The organism is Tenacibaculum sediminilitoris, assembly GCF_964513795.1.
Lineage (GTDB): Bacteria > Bacteroidota > Bacteroidia > Flavobacteriales > Flavobacteriaceae > Polaribacter > Polaribacter sediminilitoris.
On sequence record NZ_CAZEQR010000011.1, the window covers coordinates 351,903 to 374,527 of the forward strand.

A 22,625-nucleotide genomic window follows, 5' to 3' on the forward strand; every position below is an offset into this window, starting at 1 on the left:
TTTAAATACTTGTAAATTCCTCCTCGTACCTCATTCGGAATGACATTACAACAAACTCATTTGTTGATCATTCTCTTCATTAGGAATTTTTAAATCAACTCCTAATTCTTTATTTAACTTTTTTATAAAATACGCAGCTAACAATGGCGATTCTACTTCTAAATTTTGATGGATAAAGAAATGAATGTTTTCTAAACCTAAATCGTTCCACTCTTTTAAACGAACTACCCAATCATCTAAACGAGTATAGTCTGATGAATGGTTTGCTCCCACATAACGAACAAAAGCTTCGTTATTAGTTAAACGCATATGCATCATATCTCTCCTACCTGCTGTATCCACTAATATATTGGCAATATGATGTTCTTCAAACAACTGTGTAAACTCATTAAACACCGTTGTGTCTTCAAACCAATCTGGATGACGAACCTCTATAGCCAATGGTATACCTTTAGGCCAACTTACTACAAAGTTTTCCAACCGCTTAAAGTTTTTATTGCCAAAATTAGCATGTAGTTGTAAAAAGATAGTTCCTAGTTTTTCTTGTAAACGTGAAGCATTGTCTAAATAAACATTCACTGCATCTTGTACTCCTTGTAAACGCTTCCAATGACTTATCTCTTGTCCTAGTTTGGGAAAGAATTTAAAATTCTCAGGAGTTTTACTTTTCCATTTTTCAAATTGTTCTGCAGGAAACTGTCGGTAAAAAGTAGCATTTAATTCTATAGAGTTAAATTGTTTTGAGTAATACTCTAACTCATCTTTGGTTCCTCTTGGGTAAAACCCATTTAAATCTGTTTTATTCCATTTGGCACACCCCACATATACATTTGGCGTACCACTTTTTTCAAAAGAATTTAACAACTCTACTGTTTTAGGATGCGTTTCAGGTAATGTAAAATCAACTAACTCTGGTTGTGCTACTTTTCCAAACTTCATACTTCGCTATTTTCTATTCCTTCTTCTATCTCTTGATTATTTATCATCTCTGGTCTAAACTCTGTCATTTTATCATCATTCAACTTTTTTGCGTATTTATACCCAGATTTCCACCATTTTTTCATTTTTTCTTTATCAAAAACTAACGAGTTAGTTGTTAAGACCGTTGGTGTATAATATAAATTCAGCTTTACATTATGTTGTTTTGCTGATAACTTTCCGATAGTAATATTATGTCGTTCAACATTTTCAAGCATAAAATCAAAAGTATTCATCATTAGTGAAAAAGGATTTTTCGCAGGCAATCGGTTAATTTGTGTCACTTCGGTGGCCAAAATAATAGCATCAACTTCAGTAGCTCCTCTTGAAATCGCTTCACGAATTGGCACTAAGCTTCCAAAACCACCATCGGCATATTGACAATAGTCTTTTTCTAACAAACTCATGAAAGGAACATAGTTACATGATCCCCAAATCCAATCACAAAAATCTTCATATTCACATTCTAAAATAGATTTATATTCTATTTGATTTGCTGTTAGATTAGATACTGTTACGACAACCTCTTTATTTATCTTTCTAATCTCATCATACATCTCTTTGGTTATACTATTTCTTATTAGTTTTCTTAAATTCTTACTCTCACCAAACGTTTTACGACCATTTAAAAAGTTCCAAAAAGTATTCGTATGTCGAATGGAAACCACTTTTTCTCCATGCACTGATTTTATTCTAAAAGGACTGTTACTAAAAATAGCTTTTTGATCTACCGATGTATATACTTCTTTAAGTTCATCAACCATACCCAAAGCCAAATGCGAGACCATTAAACTACCTGTTGAAGTTCCTAAAAGCATATCGTAATCTTTATCTTTATTTTTCATTAAGTACTGCGCAACACCGCCTGCAAAGGCTCCTTTACTCCCCCCTCCTGAAATTACTAAGGCTTTTTTCATTGATTTACGTTTCGTTTTCCTATTTTTAGTTCTGTAAAAATATTAAAAATATAGAACCAAAATATTTAAAATATTCTTTCTCTAGATGTTTAATGATTATTTTAAATTACAAAGGTTATAAAGAACTAAGCAAACAAATGAAACGATTATCTTTTCTTTTATTTTTTTCTTTTATTATGCTTTCCTGTAAAAAAGAAAAAGAACCATTAAGAACTTTCAATACTATTAAAATCACCGATTTTAAACAAGATAGTACCAGTATTAGAGCCATACTAGCTATTAGCAATAATGAACTTGTTTTTGCCGGTTCTAAAGGAGATATTACAATGACAAAAGACGGTGGTAAAACATGGAAAACACAAAGTTTAAAATATAAAGATTCTATTATCCCTCACTTTAGAAGCATTGCCAAAAATGGTGAAAACATATTTGCCTTATCGGTAGCTAATCCAGCCTTACTATATAAAGGAAATGAAAAAGGTTATGAATTGGTATATACAGAAGAACACGAAAAAGTATTTTACGACTGTATAAAATTCTTTGCAGATGGAAAGCATGGTATTGCCGTTGGTGACCCTACAGAAGGTTGTCCGTCTATCATACTTACTTCCGATGGTGGGCATACCTGGAAAAAACTACCATGCTCACAACTACCTATTTTTAAAGAAGGAGAAGCCTTCTTTGCTGCTAGTAATACCAATATTGCTATTGTAAACAATACGGTATGGATAGGTTCTGGAGGAACCAAAGCTCGTATTTTAAAATCTACCGACTTTGGTAATACATGGGAGATTTTTGATACTCCAATTGTACAAGGTGATGGTCCACAAGGAATTTACTCTATCGATTTTTATGATAAAAATAACGGAATTGCTATTGGAGGAAACTACTCAAAACCTGAAGATAATTGTGCTAATAAAGCCATTACTACAGATGGTGGTAAAACATGGACACTTGTAGCTGACAACATGAACCCAAATTATAAGAGTTGCGTACAATATGTACCTAACACAAACGGAAAAGAAATTTTTGCTGTTGGAAAAACAGGAATTTCATTTTCGAATGATGGTGGGCATACCTGGAAAGAAGTTAGTAATGAAAACTACTATGCTATTCAGTTTGTTAATAGTAGTATTGCTTGGTTATCTGGTCATGAGAAAATAGGGAGGCTAATTCTTAACTAATTCTTAATATTTTGTTAAAAGCAGTTATTTCCTTTTTAAAGTATCTATTTTTATAAGCTAATCAACTTAATTTTCAATGAAAAAAATATTATTCTTACTCTTATCCTTGTGCATTAGTACCTCTTTTGCACAAGAGTACTTTCCTACCAATACAGGAGTAAAGTCATCCAAAAACAAGGTATATGCATTTACCAATGCTACCATTTATGTTACACCTACCCAAGTAGTTAAAAAAGGAACATTACTTATTAAAGACAGTAAAGTTATTTCTGTAGGTAAATCAGTTAACATACCTAACGAAGCACAAGTAATTAACCTAGACGGAAAATCTATTTATCCTTCGTTTGTTGATGCCTACTCAACCTTTGGTATCGCAAAACCTAAACGTGAAAATGGTCGTGGTAAAAAACCACAGTATGATGCTGGTAGAAAAGGATATTATTGGAATGACCATATTCGTCCTGATGTAGACGCTTCTACTGAGTTTAACTTTGATGCTAAAAAAGCTAAAGAATTATTGTCTTTAGGTTTCGGTGCTGTAAATACGCATCTAGAAGACGGTATCATGCAAGGTAACGGAATTTTAGTTGCTTTAAACCCTAATAGTTCTGATGCTTACAGAATATTAGACAAAGAATCAGGAAACTACGTATCGTTTTCTAAAAGTGCTAAAACACGTCAAAACTACCCTACTTCACGTATGGGAGCCATGGCATTATTACGACAAACCTATTTAGATGCTGATTGGTATGCCAAAGGAAATGCAAAAAATACCGATTTGGCTTTAGAAGCTTTAAATAATAAAAAAGAATTATCACAAATATTTAATGCTGGTGGATATTTAGACAATATACGAGCTGACAAAGTTGGTGACGAGTTCGGTATTCAATATACCATTGTAGGTGGAGGAAATGAATATGAAAGAATCAATGATATTAAGGCTACTAATGCTACGTATATCCTTCCTATTAATTTTAGAAAAGCATACGACGTATCAAACCCTTTCTTAGCAGATAAAATTGCGTTAAGCGATATGCGTTCTTGGAATCAAGAACCTGCAAACCCATCAATTTTAGCAAAAAACAATATTCCTTTTGCGTTAACTACTTACAAGTTAAAAAAGGTAAAAGAATTTAATAGCAACCTTCAAAAAGCTATTACTTATGGATTAGATAAAACTACTGCCTTAAAAGCTTTAACTACAGTACCTGCTAAAATTTTAAAGAATGATAAAATAGGAAATTTGAAAGCAGGTAGTTATGCAAACTTCTTAATTACCTCTGGTGATATTTTTGATGAGCAAACAACTTTATATGAAAACTGGGTACAAGGTGATAAAAATACCGTTAACTCAATTAATATTAAAGATATTACAGGTAAGTACACATTAACAGTTAACGGGAAGTCGTATGATATGACCATTACTGGTAAAGGAGCTAAACAAACAGCTGCTTTAAAAAGCGGAGATAAAAAAATAAACAGTAAATCATCTTTTAGCAACGACTGGTTACATATAGCATTTAAAGATGGTGACAACTATACTCGCTTAACAGCATTTATAAAAAACAAACAACAAATTACAGGTACTGCTACCGACAATAACGGAAATGAAAGTACTTGGAATGCTACTTATACTGGAAAAGCTGATGCTAAAAAGAAAGACGACAAGAAAAAAGAGACTACTCCTGAAGTAGTAGCTGTTTCATACCCTAACATCGGATTAGGAAACCCTACAGCTCCACAAAAAGAAACTATTTTAATTAAAAATGCTACGGTTTGGACTTCTGAAAACAAGGAAGTACTAAACAATACCGATGTATTAATTAAAGACGGAAAAATAGCTAAAATAGGTGCCAATTTATCTTCAAGAGGTGCAAAAGTTATTGACGGAACTGGTAAGTATGTAACCGCAGGTATTATTGATGAGCATTCACATATTGCCGCATCTGCTATTAACGAAGCTGGTCATAACTCATCTGCAGAAGTAACTATTGAAGATGTTATTAACCCTAACGATGTAAATATTTACAGAAACATTGCAGGTGGAGTTACTTCTATTCAAATATTACACGGTTCTGCGAATCCAATTGGTGGGCGTTCGGCAATTATAAAACTAAAATGGGGAGAGAATGCTGACGGAATGTTATACAACAACACGCCTAAGTTTATCAAGTTCGCCTTAGGTGAAAACGTAAAACAATCTAACTGGGGAGATTTAAATACCATTCGTTTTCCTCAAACACGTATGGGAGTTGAACAAGTATATATTGACTACTTCCAAAGAGCTAAAGAATATGATGCTAAAAAGAAAAGCGGACAACCATATCGTAAAGATATTGAGTTAGAAACCTTAGCAGAAATTATTAATAAAGAACGTTTTATTTCTTGTCACTCATACGTACAATCAGAAATCAATATGTTAATGAAGGTTGCAGAACAATTCAACTTTAACATCAACACCTTTACCCACATTTTAGAAGGATATAAAGTAGCTGATAAAATGAAAGAACACGGAGTTGGCGGTTCTACTTTTGCAGACTGGTGGGCATATAAGTACGAAGTTAACGACGCTATACCATACAACGCAGCGATTATGCACAACCAAGGAGTTACCGTTGCTATTAATTCTGATGATGCTGAAATGTCTCGTAGATTGAATCAAGAAGCTGCTAAATTAATAAAGTACGGTGGTTTAAGTGAACAAGAAGCATGGGCTACCATAACTATAAACCCTGCTAAATTATTACACTTAAACGATCGTACAGGTAGTATTAAAGAAGGTAAAGATGCTGATGTTGTAGTATGGAGCGGAAATCCGCTTTCAATATATTCTAAAGCAGAAAAAACAATTATTGACGGAGCTGTTTATTTTGATATTGAAAAAGACTTAGAAAAGCGTAAAGCTATTAAAGCAGAACGTGCTAAGCTTATCAACATGATGCTACAAGAGAAGATTAAAGGAGGCAAAACACAAGCTCCTAAAAAGAAAACTCAGAAATTATTTCACTGTGATACAGAATAGTCCTCACAGAGGAATTTAGTAAGATTAACTACTGTTTGTTTTAACAAACTACAATTATAAACTAATAGTAACTAAAATTAAAAAAGTGAAAATTAAATATATATATAACTTATTGTGCTTCTTATTCATAGGAAACATCATAGCGCAACAAACACCAGCACCCAAGCAAACTCAAGCTTATAGTATTGAAGGTGCTACAGCACATTTAGGAAACGGAGAAGTGATTGAGAACTCCTTAATCATGTTTTCTGACGGTAAATTTAAATTTGTAGGAAGTGCTAATATGAGAATTGCCCGTATGGGAACTGTTATTAATGCCAAAGGAAAACACGTATACCCAGGACTCATTGCTGCAAACACCTCTTTAGGTTTAGCTGAAATTGATGCTGTACGTGCAACGAGAGACTTTGATGAGGTAGGTTCAATGCTACCACACATTCGTAGTATTATTGCTTATAATGCAGAAAGTAAAGTGGTAGAAACCATGCGTCCTAACGGAGTATTAATGGCACAAATTGCTCCACGTGGTGGTGTTATTTCTGGGACCTCTTCTGTAGTACAATTAGATGCTTGGAACTGGGAAGATGCTACTATTAAAACCGATGATGGTGTTCACATGAACTGGCCTCAGGTATTCTCGAGAGGTCGTTGGTGGATGGGTGAAGATCCCGGGTTAAAGCCTAATAAAAACTATCAAAAAAGCATTGATAACCTTAAAGAGTTTTTCGCCAATGCAAAAAGCTACTTAGCAAGTAACAAAACACCTAAAAACTTACCATACGAAGCTTTACAAGGCGTTTTAAATGGCTCGCAAAGAATGTTTGTACATGTGTCAGGAGAAAAAGGAATTACTGATGCTGTAAATATTTATAAAGAATTAGGTGTTAAAAACATCGTTATTGTTCGCGGACAAGAAGCTGAAAAAGTTGCTGACTTATTAAAAGCAAACAATGTACCTGTTATTTTAGAACGTGCACACCGTTTACCTAATGGTGAAGATACAGATTATGACAGACCATATAGAGCGGCTAAGATATTAACCGATGCAGGTATTTTAGTTGGTTTAGGTATGGAAGGAGACATGGAACGTATGAGTACACGTAATTTACCTTTTTATGCAGGAACTTATGCTGCTTACGGATTAGGTAAAGAAAAAGCCTTACAATTAATTACTCAAAACAATGCTAAAATTTTAAACGTTGATAACAAGGTAGGAACCTTAGAAGTTGGTAAAGACGCTACTCTATTTATTTCTGAAGGTGATGCTTTAGATATGCGTACCAATATTTTAACAGCTGCTTTTATTCAAGGAAGAAAAATTAGCCTAGAATCGCATCAAACAAAATTATGGAAGCGTTATGCTAATAAGTATAAAAATAAATAGAATGTCTTTCTTAACTAAAAGATAGCCACGTTATTACCATTCCTCGCTATGACCACAATTTTAACGTCATTCCGAGGAAGTATGACGAAGGAATCTCCATAACGATTCATCTAGTCATTTCGAGCGATAGCGAGAAATCTCATTCAAGTTTCTCCTCCTATTGCACTTATGTTAGAAGTAACAACCATTTTTACTTAAAAAGCTCGGACAACCGAGCTTTTTTATCGCAGAGCGATAGCCAAATATTTAATTTACTGACACTTGTCTTTAAATCATTTCTTTTCTACACCTCATAGGTTCCTCTCTAGGTAATTGATTAAGTCTATATTCGTACTTTTGCAGGGATGAAACAAATTAGCAGTACACAAAACACCTATATAAAAGAGCTTTTAAAGCTTCAAGAAAAATCTAGAGAACGTAAGAAGGAAGGATTATTTTTAGTAGAAGGACAACGTGAAATTTTGCTGGTTGTTAAAGGAGATTATGAAATAGACACCCTGTTGTTTGTAGCTGATATGTTTACCGAAGAAAGTGTAAACAAAATTCTAAATAAGGCTGCTAACTGTATAGAAATAACAAGAGAAGTGTACCAAAAACTAGCCTATCGTGATACTACCGAGGGTATTATTGCTGTAGTTAAAGCAAAAAACTTCGATTTAGACGCTATTGAATTCAACACCACTACTCCACTCGTATTAGTTATGGAAGGTATTGAAAAACCAGGAAACATTGGTGCTATGTTACGTACTGCCGATGCTGCCAACGTAGATGCTGTTTTTATTGCCAATCCTAAAACGGATTTATTCAATCCTAATATAATACGTTCTAGTGTGGGTTGTGTGTTTACCAATCAGATAGCTACAGGCACTTCTGAAGACATTATAGCGTACTTACAAGAGCACAACATTAATATTTATAGTGCTACCCTACAAAACTCAAACAAATACCATAAAAACGATTATACAAAAGCCACTGCTTTGGTAGTGGGTACAGAAGCTACAGGGTTAACACAGATTTGGAGAGAACAAGCCACACAAAATATCAACATACCTATGCAGGGAGAAATAGACTCTATGAATGTATCGGTTGCCGCAGCCATCTTAACTTTTGAAGCCAAACGTCAACGTAATTTTAGCTCTCCTAAAGTATAAACTTTAAGACTTCTTAAAAATAGTAATGCTAAGATGCTTTTTATGTTTACTCTGAGTTGAGTTTACTTTTATAACCAGCCTGAACAATGAAAAGAGATAAAGTGATACTCTTCCTTTTTAGGCAGGAACTGCAGTTTGAAGACAATTTAAAGATACTGTTGCTACGATATTTTGTCTCAAAGAATCAAGTCTCACTATAATTTTATTTTGATTGTCTACTTTAACAACTTCACAATCTAATCCACTTAAAGGTCCGTAAGTTATTTTTTTTGTTTCACCTACTTTAGGAAGGTCTATGTTGGTCTCTATGTTAGTAACCTTTTTGTCTCCTACCAAAAATTTTATTTGATTAATTTCCTTTTCAGTAACACGAGCATATTCTCTTCCAAAACTAATATAGGCACAAGCTCCGTTAACAGATAGTGCTCTATAAAAATCTAAAGAGGAACTTATATTAACAAAAACATATGAAGGAAACATAGGTTTTAAAATTGTTTTTTTTCTATCGCTCCATTGTTTAATGGTTTTGATTTGTGGTAAAAATGATTCTAAATAAATCTCTTTTAAAGATTCGTTTACTTTGTTTTCCCAACGAGGTTTTACATACAAGACGTACCAGCCATTGTTAAAATTCATAAATTATACATTTTAAATTTGAGCAGAGCTTCGCTTCCCTCACTCACATGAAGTTTGTTTAAAAAGGAATAATAAAAGGAAAATGTTTAAAGAAATCTTAGTAATCTTTCTGGAGTCATTTCGGGGGACTCTTTTAAGTTAGCTTTGAGCTAAAAAAAATTTCTTTGCAGCTAAAGTATAAAAAATATCACAAAAAAAAAGATAATCAATAATAAATATCACAAAAAAAAGATAATCATAAAAAAACATTTATATAACACAAAAACGCTTTCTATTTCTTATATAGATCTTATTCAAAAAAACCATAATCCAATCTTAAAACCCTTTTAAATAAATAACATACAACTAGTTACATAAAATCATTTTTTTAAGACTACAAGAAACTAAACAATGATGATGGATTTTTCTCAAAATTAACAACTACTTTAGTCACTGTTACACTAACTAACTAACTAACTAACTAACTAACTAACTAACTAACTAACTAACTAACTAACTAACTAACTAACAGTTACTAAAATATATCTAAAAAAATAGTATTAAAAGAAGCCTTTTTAATAAGAACTGTAGGTATGGTAGGTGGTGGTATTTTTGCCGTTTTGGGTCTCGCTTTTTTACTTGCCAAAGGAGGAACTCCAATTGCTATTTTACTTGCAGAAATGGTAGCTTTACTAAACTCGTGAGCTATGTACACCTTTCAAAAAAACATCCAGATAGAGGTGAAACTGTAACGTTTATTAATCAAGGTTTTGGTAAAACTATTTTTAGTGAAGCTATTAATAACCTTTTATCGATTAGTTATATTGTAATGCTCTTATTATTTTAATACAACAACAGCTAAAATCAAACCTTTTTGTTGTATTTGTTTGTTTAGATATTATTACGCTGTTTTGGTATTGAATGTTTTTATAAGAAAAGTGAAGCTTCTAAAAATAATTAGCAAATTAAAAAATATAACACTCTTTAATTTATGTAGAATATTCAGAAGCTTTATAAGTTATTATTATTCCTCCAATTTAGAATGTTCAGAATAGGTACGCCATTTTTCTAAACATGCTTTAATATCTTCGGGTACATCAGAATTAAATTGTAAAAACTCCCCTGTAGTTGGATGTGTAAACCCTAATGTTTTTGCATGTAACGCTTGTCTTGGCAGCACCTTAAAACAATTATCTACAAATTGTTTGTACTTAGTAAACGTAGTTCCTTTTAAAATTGCGTTTCCGCCATACCGTTCATCGTTAAAAAGTGTATGGCCAATATGCTTAAAATGAGCTCTAATTTGATGCGTTCTTCCTGTTTCTAATTTGCATTGTACCAAAGTTACATATGTAAGTCTTTCTAATACTTTAAAATGGGTAACAGCATGCTTTCCATGTTTTCCATCAGGAAAAACATCCATCTGTAAACGGTTTTTAAAGCTACGTCCAATATTACCTTCAATAGTACCTTCATCCTCTTCAATATTACCCCAAACTAAAGCGTAATACAAACGCTCTGTAGTACGATCAAAAAACTGTTTAGATAAATGTGCCATTGCATATTCAGTCTTAGCAACAACCAATAAACCACTAGTATCTTTATCTATTCGATGCACTAACCCTGGTCGTTCATTAGAGTTTTTAGGTAAATTTTCTATATGATGAATCAATCCATTCACCAACGTTCCAGAATAATTCCCATGACCTGGGTGCACAACCATTCCAGCTGATTTGTTTACCACTATTACCTCGTCATCCTCATACACAATATCAATAGGAATATCTTCAGCTACTAATAAGTTTTCATGAGGTGGGTATGTTAATACAACTCTTACAATATCTTTGGGTTTCACCTTATAATTAGGCTTAACGGCAACATCATTTACTAAAACATTTCCTGCTCTTGCTGCTTCTTGTATTTTATTTCTAGTAGCATTTTCAATAAAATTCATTAAAAATTTATCTACTCGTAAAGGCACCTGCCCCTCTGTTGCTACAAATTTATGATGTTCGTATAGTTCATCATTTTCTATCTCTGGAGTGTTATCTTCCTGCATCAATCAATTATAAAAATTAGTATCCGTTACCATCACCTAAAATTAGATCGATGGTTGTTTGCTTTGGTAATTTAGTTCCTGGCTCAATTTTTTGTCCGTTATGTTTTAAACCTCGTACTACATCTTTTCCTATATCTTGAACCCACGTTACATCTTTTCCTACTTTAAAACCTATAGAACGTAAGTGCGTAGTTGCCTGACGCCTAGTACGCCCATTCAAATCAGGGATTATAACATCTCTATATTTTGAAGGATTTAATGTTAAGTATATTTTACGTTTTTCTTTTACAAAATCACCAGCTTCAGGATCTTGTTCAATAATCGACTTCTTTGGGTAACTTGGGTTATAACTTGCACTATCAATCACTACAAAATCTAAATTTAACTCTTCTAGCTTTTGCTCAACATCTCTTAAAGACATTTTATGTAAATTAGGTACTTGTATCTTTTGATTATGATTTGTTGTTACTTCTAACCACCATTGTAACACAAATACAAAAACAAGTATTGAAACAATTGCTATAATTATGTTTTTTAAAAACGATTTACTTTTTATAAATTGAAATAAACTTTTAAGATTTTCTGAAAAATTACTCATGTCATTTTTTTGTAAGATGGTACAAATTTACTGTAAAAATATTACTATTTTCAAATCAACAAGTCTTAAACCAGTTTTTTTGGTAAGTTTGTATAATCCAACAATTGGATTTTAGACCAACAATCATAAAAACAGTAATTGAAATACATTTGAAGTGAAAAAAAACATCGCTATTATTATGGGAGGTTATTCCTCTGAAGTAGGAATTTCTCTAAAAAGTGGTAATGTAGTTTACAAACATATTGATAAAGAAAAGTATAACGCATATAAAGTTCATATTTTAAAAGAGAAGTGGGTGTATGTTGATAATAAAGAAGAAGAACATCTAATAAATAAAAAAGATTTTTCGATTGAAGTTGAAGGTAAAAAAACCACATTCGATTGTGTTTTTAATGCTATTCACGGTACACCTGGTGAAAACGGCATTATCTTAGCATACTTTGATCTTATTGGCTTAAAACACACCTCTGCCCCATTTTATCAAATGGCTTTGACTTTTAATAAGCGTGATACCTTAAGCGTGGTAAAACAATACGGAATAGCGACAGCCGTTTCTATATACCTTAACAAAGGGGATGAAATAGATTGTGAAGCTTTTATTAAAAAAGTAGGACTTCCTTGCTTTGTTAAACCAAACGGTGCAGGCTCTAGCTTTGGTATTTCAAAAGTATATACCAAAGAAGAACTCATTCCTGCCATAGAAAAAGCATATAATGAAGACACTGAAATATTAATTGAAAGCTTTTTAGATGGTACTGAGGTTTCTGTGGGTGTAATTCAGTATAAAGGAGAAACAAAAGTACTACCAATCACTGAAATTGTTTCTGAAAATGATTTCTTTGATTATAAAGCTAAATATGAAGGAGAATCACAAGAAATTACTCCTGCACGCTTAACAGATACTCAAACAAAAAAAGTTAAAGAAGTAGCCAAACGCGTATATGAAATTTTAAATATGCGTGGTTTTTCTCGTTCCGAATATATTTTAGTTAACGATGAACCTCATTTTATTGAAATGAATACCGTTCCAGGACTAACAGAAGCTAGTATTTTACCACAGCAGGCCAATCAAGCAGGTATTTCGTTGTCTGAATTATTTGGAAATGCCGTTGAAATGGCTTTAAAAGACAAGATATAATGAAAAAAGCAATTTTTCCTGGGTCTTTTGATCCAATTACTTTAGGGCACGTAGATATTATAGAACGTGGTGTTACTCTTTTTGATGAATTAATTATTGCAATTGGTGTAAATGCTGATAAAAAATATATGTTTTCTTTAGAAGAACGTAAACGTTTTATTAAAGAGACTTTTAAACACGAACCAAAGATAAAAGTACTTACTTATAGTGGACTTACCGTCAACTTTTGTAAAGAACAAAATGCTCAATTTATTTTAAGAGGCTTACGTAACCCTGCCGATTTTGAGTTTGAAAAGGCAATTGCACACACCAATAGAAAACTTTCTGAAATTGAAACTGTTTTCTTACTCACTTCCTCAGGTAAAAGCTATATTTCATCTTCAATTGTAAGAGATGTAATTAGAAACGATGGTGATTATACAGGCTTGGTACCTGATGCTGTTAGAATTTAAACTTTTTTAAACATTATTCTTTTGAAAAAACTAATTGTACTGCTCCTAATAATAGCTACTGCTTGTAAACAAAAACCTACAAAAAAGTCCGTCGATTTTACAACGCTATTTGAAACTTCAAATGGAACAGAAACACCCAAGTATGATGAAGTTATTTCTTTTTATGAAGATTTAGCTGAAGTATATTCTGAAATTTCTTTGTTTGAAATAGGTAGTACCGATATTGGAAAACCATTACACTTAATTGTTTTCAATGCAGAAGGAAAAACTAATATCGAAGATCTTAAGAATTCTTCTAAAAATAGAATTTTAATTAACAATGGTATCCATCCAGGAGAATCTGACGGAATAGACGCTTCTATGCTTTTATTAAGAGATATAGTTCAAAATGATTCTTTAAAAAACAAATACAAAAATTCTTTAATTTGTATTATTCCTGTCTATAATATTGGTGGTGCGCTAAACAGGAATTCACACACGAGAGCCAATCAAAATGGCCCAAAAGAATACGGTTTTAGAGGAAATGCTCGTAACTACGATCTAAATCGTGATTTTATAAAACAAGACACTAAAAATGCTGCTGCTTTTGCTGAGATTTTTCACACTGTAAATCCAGAGGTTTTTATCGATAATCATGTAAGTAATGGAGCAGACTATCAGTACGCAATTACACATCTATTTACACAACACAATAAATTAGGAGGAAACCTAGGTGAGTTTATTGAAACTAAAATGCGTCCTGAAATAGAACAATCATTAGCTCAAAAAGAGATTATCATCACTCCTTACGTAAATGTTTGGGGAACTACTCCAGAAAACGGATGGTCGCAGTTTTTCGATTCTCCTAGGTATTCTACTGGATACACTACCCTATTCAATACCTTAGGGCTAATGGTTGAAACCCATATGCTAAAACCTTACAAAGTTAGAGTAGAACAAACCTATGAATTGTTATTTTCTTCTTTAGATTTTTCTGAAGAAAATAGCACTAAAATAAAAGATTTACGAAAAAAAGCAGTTGATGAAATCATTAATAAAAAAATATACCCTATTACTTTTAAAGTTAATAAAAGTTCTCCTAGTGCATTACATTTTAAAGGATATGAAGGTGTCTTTGTTGATAGTAAAGTAACGAACGGAAAACGTTTGTTTTATAATAGAACAAAACCTTTTAATAAAAAAATACCATATTATAATAACTATGTCCCTACAAAAGAAATCACCATACCTAAAGCTTATATTTTACAACAAGGTTGGCATGCTGTTGTAGAACGGTTAAAAAATAATAAAATTGATTTTACTCGTTTTAAAAAAGACACTCTACTAACTGTAGAAGTTCAACATATTAAAGAGTTTGAAACTCGAAAAATGGCATACGAAGGTCATTATTTACATTATAACACCACAATATCAAAAAACAAAAAAGATGTTTTCTTAAAAAAAGGAGACCTTTATATCCCTACAAATCAACAAGGTATTCGATATATTATAGAAACCTTAGAGGCTGAAGCCACTGATTCTTTTTTTAATTGGAATTTTTTTGATACTATTTTACAACAAAAAGAAGGGTATTCTGCTTATGTTTTTGAAGATCTTGCTGAAGATTTTTTAAACAATACCCCATCAATAAAACAAGAGTTTCAAGAAAAATTAAAATTAGATGATAATTTTTCAAAAAGTCCGCAGGCACAATTATACTGGATTTATACTCAAACACCTCATTATGAAAAAAAGCATATGAAATTGCCTGTTTTTAAGTTATTTAAATAATTTTTAGTCTCTTAATTACATTTTCATACTTTTGCTTTTGATTAAGAACTTAATCAAAATGAATAAAGAACCCTTAAATTCTGTTTGTGAACAGAAAAATTTTGAAAAAATTTTCAATCAACATTCACAAACATTAAGAAATTATATATATTATAAGTGCGGTAACACTCAGCAAGCTGAAGATATCGTACAAGAAGCATATATAAAATTATGGAACAACTGCGCTAAGGTTATTTTTGAAAAAGCTAAGTCTTATCTATACACAGTAGCTAACAATCATTTTTTAAATGAGGTTGCACATCAAAAAGTAGTTCTTGAACACCAAAAGCAAAATGTTTCTACTGGTAAAACAAATGAAACCCCTCAATTTATTTTAGAAGAAGGAGAATTTCATGCGAAATTAAAAAAAGCCATTGCTGATTTGCCAGATAAGCAACGAGAAGTATTCCTACTCAGTAGAATAGATAAAAAAAAATATAGTGAGATTGCAAATATCATTGGAATTTCTGTTAAAGCTGTAGAAAAAAGAATGAGCAAAGCTCTTCTCACTTTAAAAGAGCAAATAGGTAAAGTATAACAAAAATATTATTTGTAGTAGGGTAATTAACCTTTTACCTGTTTTAATACAAATAGCACGAATAACAGAAAATGAAATTAAATTATAAAAATGAAACCTTTTTAGCAAGATGGATAGCCAATGAGTTATCTGTTGAAGAATTAAAAGAGTTTCAACAAACAGAAGATTATCATCATTTTAAAGCTATTGATGATGCTTCTCAGTTATTAAAACCTCCTGGTTATAACAAGAAAGCAGTTTTCGATAAAATTCTACGTGAATTACAGTCAAAAAAGGCTAAAAAGAAAACAGTAAAATTAATACCTACATGGATATATGGTGCAGTAGCATCTATAGCTTTATTAATTAGTTTTTTTTATTTCAATAATTCAACAACAAATTTTTCAACAAGTTTTGGTGAACAATTAACGATTACTTTACCTGATAATTCTCAAGCTCATTTATCTCCAAACTCTAAAATAACTTACAAAAAACAAAGCTGGGAAGATCAAAGAGAAGTATCATTAAATGGTAAAGCTTATTTCGAAGTAGAAAAAGGAAAATCTTTTACTGTAAATTCTACCGAAGGTAATGTAACTGTGTTAGGTACAAAATTTACTGTAAATACTTCTAAAGGCTATTTTGAAGTTCAATGTTATGAAGGAAAAGTAAAAGTAACTTCAAAAAATGATAAAGAAGTTATTTTAACGAAAGGCAAAGCTTATCGAAATTATAATAAAACTAGTGAAAATTGGGAGTTTACAAGTAATGAACCTTCTTGGATAAAAGGAGAAAGTTATTTTAATAACACCCCTCTTTTTCAGATTATAAAAGCTTTAGAAAGTCAATTTAATTTAAAGTTTGACACTTCAAAAATAGACCCTAATCAAAGGTTTACAGGTACCTTCACACATGAAGATGTTAATATAGCGTTACAAACTGTTTTTGCTCCTATGAAAATTTCTTATAAATTAGCAAAAAATAGTTCAGTTATATTGACATATAATAAATGAAGATAAAATTAAGTATACTTTTTATATGCTTAACGATGTCTATTTTTTCTCAAGAAAAAATAGACATCGCTTTTATTGATGTTCCTTTACTAGATGTTCTAAAGGAAATAGAAGTAAATTTTGGAGTAAAATTTTCTTTTAATACAGAAGTTGTAAAAGAAGAAAAATTTTCTTTTACAAAAAAGAAATGTGAATTAGTTTACCTCATTGGTGAAATTGAACGTCAAACTCCTTTATTTTTTAATCAAATCAATGAGCGTTACTATTACATCACCAAAAATTCTAATTTTAGATCAAATGAATACGATTTATTAAAAGAGGTATTTATTACAAATTATATTACTTCTGGTATTAATAAAAAAAGAAATGGATCTATATCGATTCTTCCTAAAGAGTTAGGTGTTTTACCAGGATTAACTGAGCCTGACATATTGGAAAGTTTAAAGATTATTTCAGGAGTTCAAAGCCCTAATGAAACTGCTTCTGGGATATATATAAGAGGAGGTACTCCAAACCAAAATCTAGTTTTATGGGACGGTATAAAGATGTATTACTCTGGGCATTTCTTTGGAATGATTTCGGCATTTAACCCTTATACAACAAAAGAAATTACTCTTTCAAAAAGTGGTACAGGAGCAAGATACGGAAACAGAGTTTCAGGTGTAATAGATATTAAGACTAACGAAAACGTTCCAGATAGAGTTATTGGAGGTTTTGGGTTAAATATGACACATGCAGATGCTCTTATTACAATTCCTTTTTCAGAAAAAACGGCTATTTTTTTTTCTGCTAGAAGATCTTTTTCTGATATTTTAAAAACTTTTACATTTAATAAGTTGTCAACGCGTGTTTTTCAAACATTTGACGATAATCAAGAAAATCAAATTATAGATAATAATATTAAATTCATTAGAAATAATAAATTTAAGTTTTCAGATTACACTATTAAGTTTGTATATAAACCTAATGAAAAAGAATCTTTGAGCCTTAGTTTTTTAAACACCAAAAACAAGATGTTTAATGACTTTATTATTCCTTTTTATGAAGACAAATACAATGATAGGTTAGATATTAATAATACAGGTATAAGTATTAACTGGAAAAAGACTAGTGAAAAAACAACACATAATATAAAGAGTTATTTCTCTAAATTTATTTTAGATTATGAGGGTAACTATAATTATATTGACAATTATCTTTTCATATTATCTATGAAAAGTAATAATTTAACCGATTTTGGTATTTCATATAATATGAATTACTCTTTTAGTGATAGAACTGATTTATTTTGGGGATACGATTTTACATCAACTAAAGCATCGTATAAATTAAAATACACTATTGATACAGAGGAACAAAATCAATACACATCACTACAAGAAGATAAAGGAACAAACAACACTCACTCACTTTTTATTGAATATCTATACGATAACAGTAACTGGAACATTAACTCTGGTGTTCGATTTAATTATTTTTCAAAAATAGACAAACCTGTTTTAGAGCCTAGACTGTATTTTGAAAAAAAACTTTCAAAAAACTTTAGTATTAAAGGGTCTTTTGAGCAAAAACACCAAACACTCAGTCAAATTATAGAGTTTCAAACCTCTAGCTTAGGCTTCGATTTAGAAAATCAAATATGGGCTCAGGTAAATAATGATGATATTCCTATTCAAAAAAGCATGCAAATTTCTTCAGGAATTCTATTTAATAAAAATAATTGGAAAATTGATATTGAGCCTTATTATAAAAAAGTAAGCGGAATGACCTCGCAAACTAGTGGATATAATGACCAAACAGATGACTTCTCTAACGGTAAAGGAAAAATATATGGTATTGATATCTTAATTAATAAGAAAATTAACAACTATCGAACTTGGATTAATTATTCGTACACTAAAAACAGATTTAAATTTTTAGATTTAGAAAATAAATTTTTCCCTGCAAATCATGACATCACTAATTACTTTTCTTGGTCTCATGCTTATAAGTTAAATAATTACGAATTATCTCTTGGTTGGGTTCAAAGAACTGGTAACCCTTATACTGCTGTTAAAGAATTTTTAATTGATGATTACGGATTTCCTGTTATTTATTTAGATTTAGACAATATTAATGCTCTCAGGCTTCCCACTTATAGTAGATTAGATGCCTCTTTAATTTATTCTTTTAACTTTTCTGAAAGATGGAAAGGTAGATTAGGTTTCTCATTACTCAATATTTTTAAAAGAAAAAATATTTTAAGCAGAACGTACAGTGCTATAGTTGTTAGAAATTCTGATAATAATATTGAACACAAACTAAAAGTAGTTGATAAAACGTCATTAGGGATTACTCCTAATTTTGTTTTTAGAGTTAACTTTTAACTAAAAAGACTCTACAAAAGGTAGAGTCTTTTTAGTTTAATAGCTTCTATATATTTTTGTTTCTTCAAAAACATGTTCTAAAATTTGTTTTTCTCTTTCATCAAACTCAATACCTCTTCTTTTCATTACTACTTCGGCAACCTCAAAAACCTTGTTTGTTTTATATTCAGTAAAACCAGAAGCTCCTCCCCAACTAAATGAAGGTATAAAGTTTCTAGGAAATCCACTTCCAAAAACATTAGCTGAAACCCCTATAACTGTTCCTGTATTAAACATGGTGTTAATACCACACTTAGAATGATCTCCCATCATTAATCCACAAAACTGCAATCCTGTTTTCGCAAAACGTCCTGTTTCATAATTCCAAAGTTTAACTTCAGCATAATTATTTTTTAAGTTTGAATTGTTACTGTCAGCTCCAATATTACACCACTCTCCTAATACCGAATTACCTAAAAATCCATCATGTCCCTTGTTAGAGTAACCAAACAAAATCGAGTTATTTACCTCTCCTCCTACCTTACAATATGGCCCTAAGGTAGTTGCTCCATAAATTTTAGCCCCTAATTTTAATACTGAATTTTCACACATAGCTAAAGCACCACGTACTACTGCTCCTTCCATAACTTCTGCATTCTCTCCAATATAAATTGGCCCTGTTGAAGCATTTAAAGTCGCAAAAGTTAGCTTAGCGCCTTTTTCAACAAAAATATCATTTCTATTAACACAATTAACCGTTTCTGGAATTGGTTGTGATGTTCTACCTTTAGTAATCAAATTAAAATCGTTACGAATAGCTTCATCGTTTAATGAAAAAATGTCCCAAGTATTTTTTATCTTAATAATATCATCTTCAAACTCAATTTGCTCATAAGATGAAAAGTCTACTTCGTCTTGCGTATCTGTTGTGTAAAAAGCAATTACATCTTCCTCTCTAAAAATAACCTGATTAGGTTTTAAATTTTTAACCATTTCAACCAAAGGTTTGGTTGGTAAGAAAGCTGCATTTAACAACACATTTTCTTCCATTTCAACCATAGGATATTTCTCTTCTAAATACTCTTCTGTTATGGTCGTGGTTGTAAACCCTAAATATTTTTCCCACTTTTCTCTAATGGTTAAAATTCCCACTCTTATATCTGCTACTGGTCGTGTATATGTAAATGGCAGTAAGGCTTTGCGTACATCACCATCAAATAAAATATAATTCATATTAATCATTTTTTGAAGCAACACAAACTTACCACTTTCAATTCATTTTACAAGTCAAAATATAAACCTTACTTTTGTTGTTATATATTCTTCAATATTTTACTATGAAAAAAATTTTAGGGTTAATTTTATTCGGTATTGCTCTAATAGCAGCATTATACTACGCTTTTATTTACTTTGTTCCTTACAGTGAAGGTGTTCGCTCTGGTGAATTAATAAAGATTAGCTATAAAGGGGTTGTTGTAAAAACTTGGGAAGGTGAAATTAGCCAAGGTATTTCTGGAGCACAAATTTTTTCTTTTTCTGTAGAAGATAATCAAAAAGAGGTGATTAATAAGCTTCAAGAATACCAAGGTCGATATGTAAAAGTTACGTATAAAGAACGTTTTAGCACTTTCTTTTGGTTAGGTGATACAAAGTACTTTATAACCAAAGTTGAAGAAGAACAATCTCCTCACTTTAGAGGAATAAGAAAAGATGATGAACAATAATAGTTATAGAAATATAAAAGATACCCGCATTACTATTTCTGAATTAATGCTTCCTTCTCATGCTAATTTTAGTGGTAAAATTCATGGAGGATATATTTTAAAATTAATGGACCAAATAGCTTTTGCATGTGCTTCTAAACATTCAGGAACTTATTGTGTAACAGCATCAGTAGATACCGTTAACTTTATAAACCCAATTGAAGTAGGTGAATTAGTAACTATGAAAGCCTCTATTAATTATGTAGGAAAAACATCAATGGTGGTTGGTATACAAGTTAAAGCACAAAACATACAAACAGGAAAAACCAAGCACTGCAACTCTTCTTACTTTACGATGGTTGCTAAAAATGAAAATGGTATTAATACTAAAGTACCAGGGATTATTATTAGCAAAGACAAGGAGATGCGTCGGTTTTTGGAAGCTATTCATAGAATAAAAATGAAAAAAAACAGACAAGAAAAGTTTGATAATGACAATTTTACCGCTCAAAACTACATTGAAGAGCTTAAAAATTATAACGTGAAGATTGAATTATAACTATGCCTGAAATTATTGACTTAAGTCAAGATATTTTTGACGGAATGCCTGTTTATAAAAGCCTTCCCCAAGTTAAAATGTATGTACATAACACCCATGAAGAATGGGATGGAATTGAAAACCCGACAACAAAAACTCCTGCTGTATATAAACTAGAAATGGGAGAGCATACAGGAACTCATGTTGATGCTTTAAACCATATGGCGGCTAAACATGAAGGAAAATCTATAGACACTATGCCTCTAAGCATGTTTTATACCGAAGGTATTTGCTTAGATTTTTCTCATAAAAATTTACAAGAGTTAATTACTTCAGCAGAAATTAGAGAACAATTAGATAAAGGAAGACTTAACATTAAAGAAGGTGATACTGTGCTTCTTTGTACTAACCATTATGCAAAACATTTTAATACTAAGAACTGGGGGAAAGGTCCTGGTATTACTGCTGAGTGCGCTACTTGGTTAGGTAAACAAAAAATTGCTGCTTTTGGAGTAGAAACTATGTCTCCAGGGGTTCCTAAAGTATCTAATAAGAAAGTACATCATATTTGTGGTGAAATGGGTTTTACACATTATGAAAACATGATAAACCTTGATAAACTATTAGGTAAAGGCAGATTTCGTTTTATAGCTTTGCCCTTAAAAATTAGAGGAGGAACAGGATCGCCAGTAAGAGCGGTTGCTATTTTAGAATAATTTGGTAGTATCTCTCCAATAAAAAAAGCACGAAAGCACAGCTATATATCATATATTTTTGTACGCGATTTTTTATTTTGTTTTATATTAGCCAACGATTCTTAAAAAGAATAAAATTGCTAAAAACTTCTTTTATCCCGAAATATAAACTGAATAAACAATATACTTGTTTGCATATAACTAGTTGCAACAATTATGAAAAACATTCCGTTACTGATTTTAACATTGATTTTAATTGCAAGTTGTAATTCAAAACAAACTTCATCGGAATTAGAAAAACTGACCGAAAAAGAAAAGCAAATTTCGGATTTACAAACACAAATCGAAAATTTAGAAAACAAACATGTAGGCTTCCCCTCTTTAGGACACCTTAAAATTCGACAAATAATTATTATTTAGGTCAGATTTGATGAAGAATTTAAATTCTTCATCAAATCTAGGCATATATTCTTTAGGTGATTTGTTACCTAAGGATTGGTGTGGATG

Annotated in this window: 20 protein-coding genes; 13 read left to right on the top strand and 7 right to left on the bottom strand. The window is 31.3% G+C overall.

Annotated features, from left to right (window positions below; all coding sequences use genetic code 11):
* Positions 1–45: 45 nt before the first annotated feature.
* Entirely contained in the window at positions 46–939 is an 894-nt protein-coding gene (locus ACKTSW_RS05400; protein ID WP_408024250.1) for a DUF72 domain-containing protein, read from the bottom strand.
* Complete coding sequence (locus ACKTSW_RS05405) at positions 936–1,895, bottom strand: patatin-like phospholipase family protein (protein ID WP_408024251.1); 960 nt, start codon at positions 1,893–1,895, stop codon at positions 936–938. The genes ACKTSW_RS05400 and ACKTSW_RS05405 overlap by 4 nt, the downstream gene beginning before the upstream one ends.
* A 137-nt stretch (positions 1,896–2,032) precedes the next feature.
* Here ACKTSW_RS05405 and ACKTSW_RS05410 point away from each other — a divergent pair, with 137 nt between their 5' ends.
* The 4 genes from ACKTSW_RS05410 (at position 2,033) to ACKTSW_RS05425 (ending at position 8,636) form a co-directional block, all read left to right on the top strand.
* On the top strand, positions 2,033–3,079 hold the full coding sequence (locus ACKTSW_RS05410) for a WD40/YVTN/BNR-like repeat-containing protein (protein ID WP_408024252.1): 1,047 nt from the start codon (positions 2,033–2,035) through the stop codon (positions 3,077–3,079).
* Between the two features lie 76 nt (positions 3,080–3,155).
* Positions 3,156–6,101, top strand: coding sequence for an amidohydrolase family protein (locus ACKTSW_RS05415; protein ID WP_408024253.1), 2,946 nt, complete (start codon positions 3,156–3,158; stop codon positions 6,099–6,101).
* Positions 6,102–6,186: 85 nt separating this feature from the next.
* Positions 6,187–7,485: an amidohydrolase family protein gene (locus ACKTSW_RS05420; RefSeq protein WP_408024254.1), complete on the top strand. Its 1,299-nt coding sequence runs from the start codon at positions 6,187–6,189 to the stop codon at positions 7,483–7,485.
* A 344-nt stretch (positions 7,486–7,829) separates the two neighbouring features.
* Positions 7,830–8,636 (top strand): TrmH family RNA methyltransferase, encoded by an 807-nt coding sequence (locus ACKTSW_RS05425; protein WP_408024255.1) that lies wholly within the window; start codon positions 7,830–7,832, stop codon positions 8,634–8,636.
* Positions 8,637–8,753: 117 nt separating this feature from the next.
* Here the strand turns inward: ACKTSW_RS05425 and ACKTSW_RS05430 are convergent, their stop codons facing one another.
* From ACKTSW_RS05430 to ACKTSW_RS05445, 4 genes are all read right to left on the bottom strand, one after another.
* Entirely contained in the window at positions 8,754–9,272 is a 519-nt protein-coding gene (locus ACKTSW_RS05430; RefSeq protein WP_408024256.1) for a UpxY family transcription antiterminator, read from the bottom strand.
* 514 nt (positions 9,273–9,786) lie between these two features.
* Positions 9,787–9,966, bottom strand: coding sequence for a hypothetical protein (locus ACKTSW_RS05435; RefSeq protein WP_408024257.1), 180 nt, complete (start codon positions 9,964–9,966; stop codon positions 9,787–9,789).
* Between the two features lie 309 nt (positions 9,967–10,275).
* Positions 10,276–11,310 (bottom strand): RluA family pseudouridine synthase, encoded by a 1,035-nt coding sequence (locus ACKTSW_RS05440; RefSeq protein WP_408024258.1) that lies wholly within the window; start codon positions 11,308–11,310, stop codon positions 10,276–10,278.
* A gap of 16 nt (positions 11,311–11,326) precedes the next feature.
* Entirely contained in the window at positions 11,327–11,908 is a 582-nt protein-coding gene (locus tag ACKTSW_RS05445) for a PASTA domain-containing protein (protein WP_408024259.1), read from the bottom strand.
* Between the two features lie 154 nt (positions 11,909–12,062).
* Here ACKTSW_RS05445 and ACKTSW_RS05450 point away from each other — a divergent pair, with 154 nt between their 5' ends.
* From ACKTSW_RS05450 to ACKTSW_RS05475, 6 genes are all read left to right on the top strand, one after another.
* Positions 12,063–13,046 carry a D-alanine--D-alanine ligase gene (locus ACKTSW_RS05450; protein ID WP_408024260.1) on the top strand — a complete coding sequence of 328 codons (984 nt, stop codon included), beginning with the start codon at positions 12,063–12,065 and terminating at the stop codon, positions 13,044–13,046.
* Entirely contained in the window at positions 13,046–13,498 is a 453-nt protein-coding gene (gene coaD, locus ACKTSW_RS05455) for a pantetheine-phosphate adenylyltransferase (RefSeq protein ID WP_408024261.1), read from the top strand. The genes ACKTSW_RS05450 and coaD overlap by 1 nt, the downstream gene beginning before the upstream one ends.
* 21 nt (positions 13,499–13,519) lie before the next feature.
* The gene (locus tag ACKTSW_RS05460; RefSeq protein ID WP_408024262.1) at positions 13,520–15,268 is read left to right on the top strand and encodes a M14 family metallopeptidase; all 1,749 of its coding nucleotides are present in this window, start codon (positions 13,520–13,522) and stop codon (positions 15,266–15,268) included.
* 58 nt (positions 15,269–15,326) lie between these two features.
* On the top strand, positions 15,327–15,845 hold the full coding sequence (locus tag ACKTSW_RS05465; protein WP_408024263.1) for an RNA polymerase sigma factor: 519 nt from the start codon (positions 15,327–15,329) through the stop codon (positions 15,843–15,845).
* A 71-nt stretch (positions 15,846–15,916) separates the two neighbouring features.
* Positions 15,917–16,837 carry a FecR family protein gene (locus ACKTSW_RS05470; protein WP_408024264.1) on the top strand — a complete coding sequence of 307 codons (921 nt, stop codon included), beginning with the start codon at positions 15,917–15,919 and terminating at the stop codon, positions 16,835–16,837.
* 35 nt (positions 16,838–16,872) lie between these two features.
* The gene (locus tag ACKTSW_RS05475) at positions 16,873–19,203 is read left to right on the top strand and encodes a TonB-dependent receptor plug domain-containing protein (RefSeq protein WP_408024265.1); all 2,331 of its coding nucleotides are present in this window, start codon (positions 16,873–16,875) and stop codon (positions 19,201–19,203) included.
* Between the two features lie 36 nt (positions 19,204–19,239).
* Here ACKTSW_RS05475 and ACKTSW_RS05480 read toward each other — a convergent pair whose 3' ends face one another.
* Positions 19,240–20,415, bottom strand: a complete 1,176-nt coding sequence (locus ACKTSW_RS05480; protein ID WP_408024266.1) for a GlmU family protein — start codon at positions 20,413–20,415, stop codon at positions 19,240–19,242.
* A 104-nt stretch (positions 20,416–20,519) separates the two neighbouring features.
* Between ACKTSW_RS05480 and ACKTSW_RS05485 the strand changes: the two genes are divergently transcribed.
* The 3 genes from ACKTSW_RS05485 to ACKTSW_RS05495 are packed head-to-tail and all read left to right on the top strand — an operon-like array spanning position 20,520 to position 22,139.
* On the top strand, positions 20,520–20,906 hold the full coding sequence (locus ACKTSW_RS05485) for a 6-phosphogluconate dehydrogenase (protein ID WP_408024267.1): 387 nt from the start codon (positions 20,520–20,522) through the stop codon (positions 20,904–20,906).
* The gene (locus tag ACKTSW_RS05490; protein WP_408024268.1) at positions 20,893–21,444 is read left to right on the top strand and encodes an acyl-CoA thioesterase; all 552 of its coding nucleotides are present in this window, start codon (positions 20,893–20,895) and stop codon (positions 21,442–21,444) included. Before ACKTSW_RS05485 ends, ACKTSW_RS05490 begins: the two co-directional genes overlap by 14 nt.
* Before the next feature lie 2 nt (positions 21,445–21,446).
* Complete coding sequence (locus ACKTSW_RS05495) at positions 21,447–22,139, top strand: cyclase family protein (RefSeq protein WP_408024269.1); 693 nt, start codon at positions 21,447–21,449, stop codon at positions 22,137–22,139.
* Positions 22,140–22,625 lie beyond the last annotated feature (486 nt).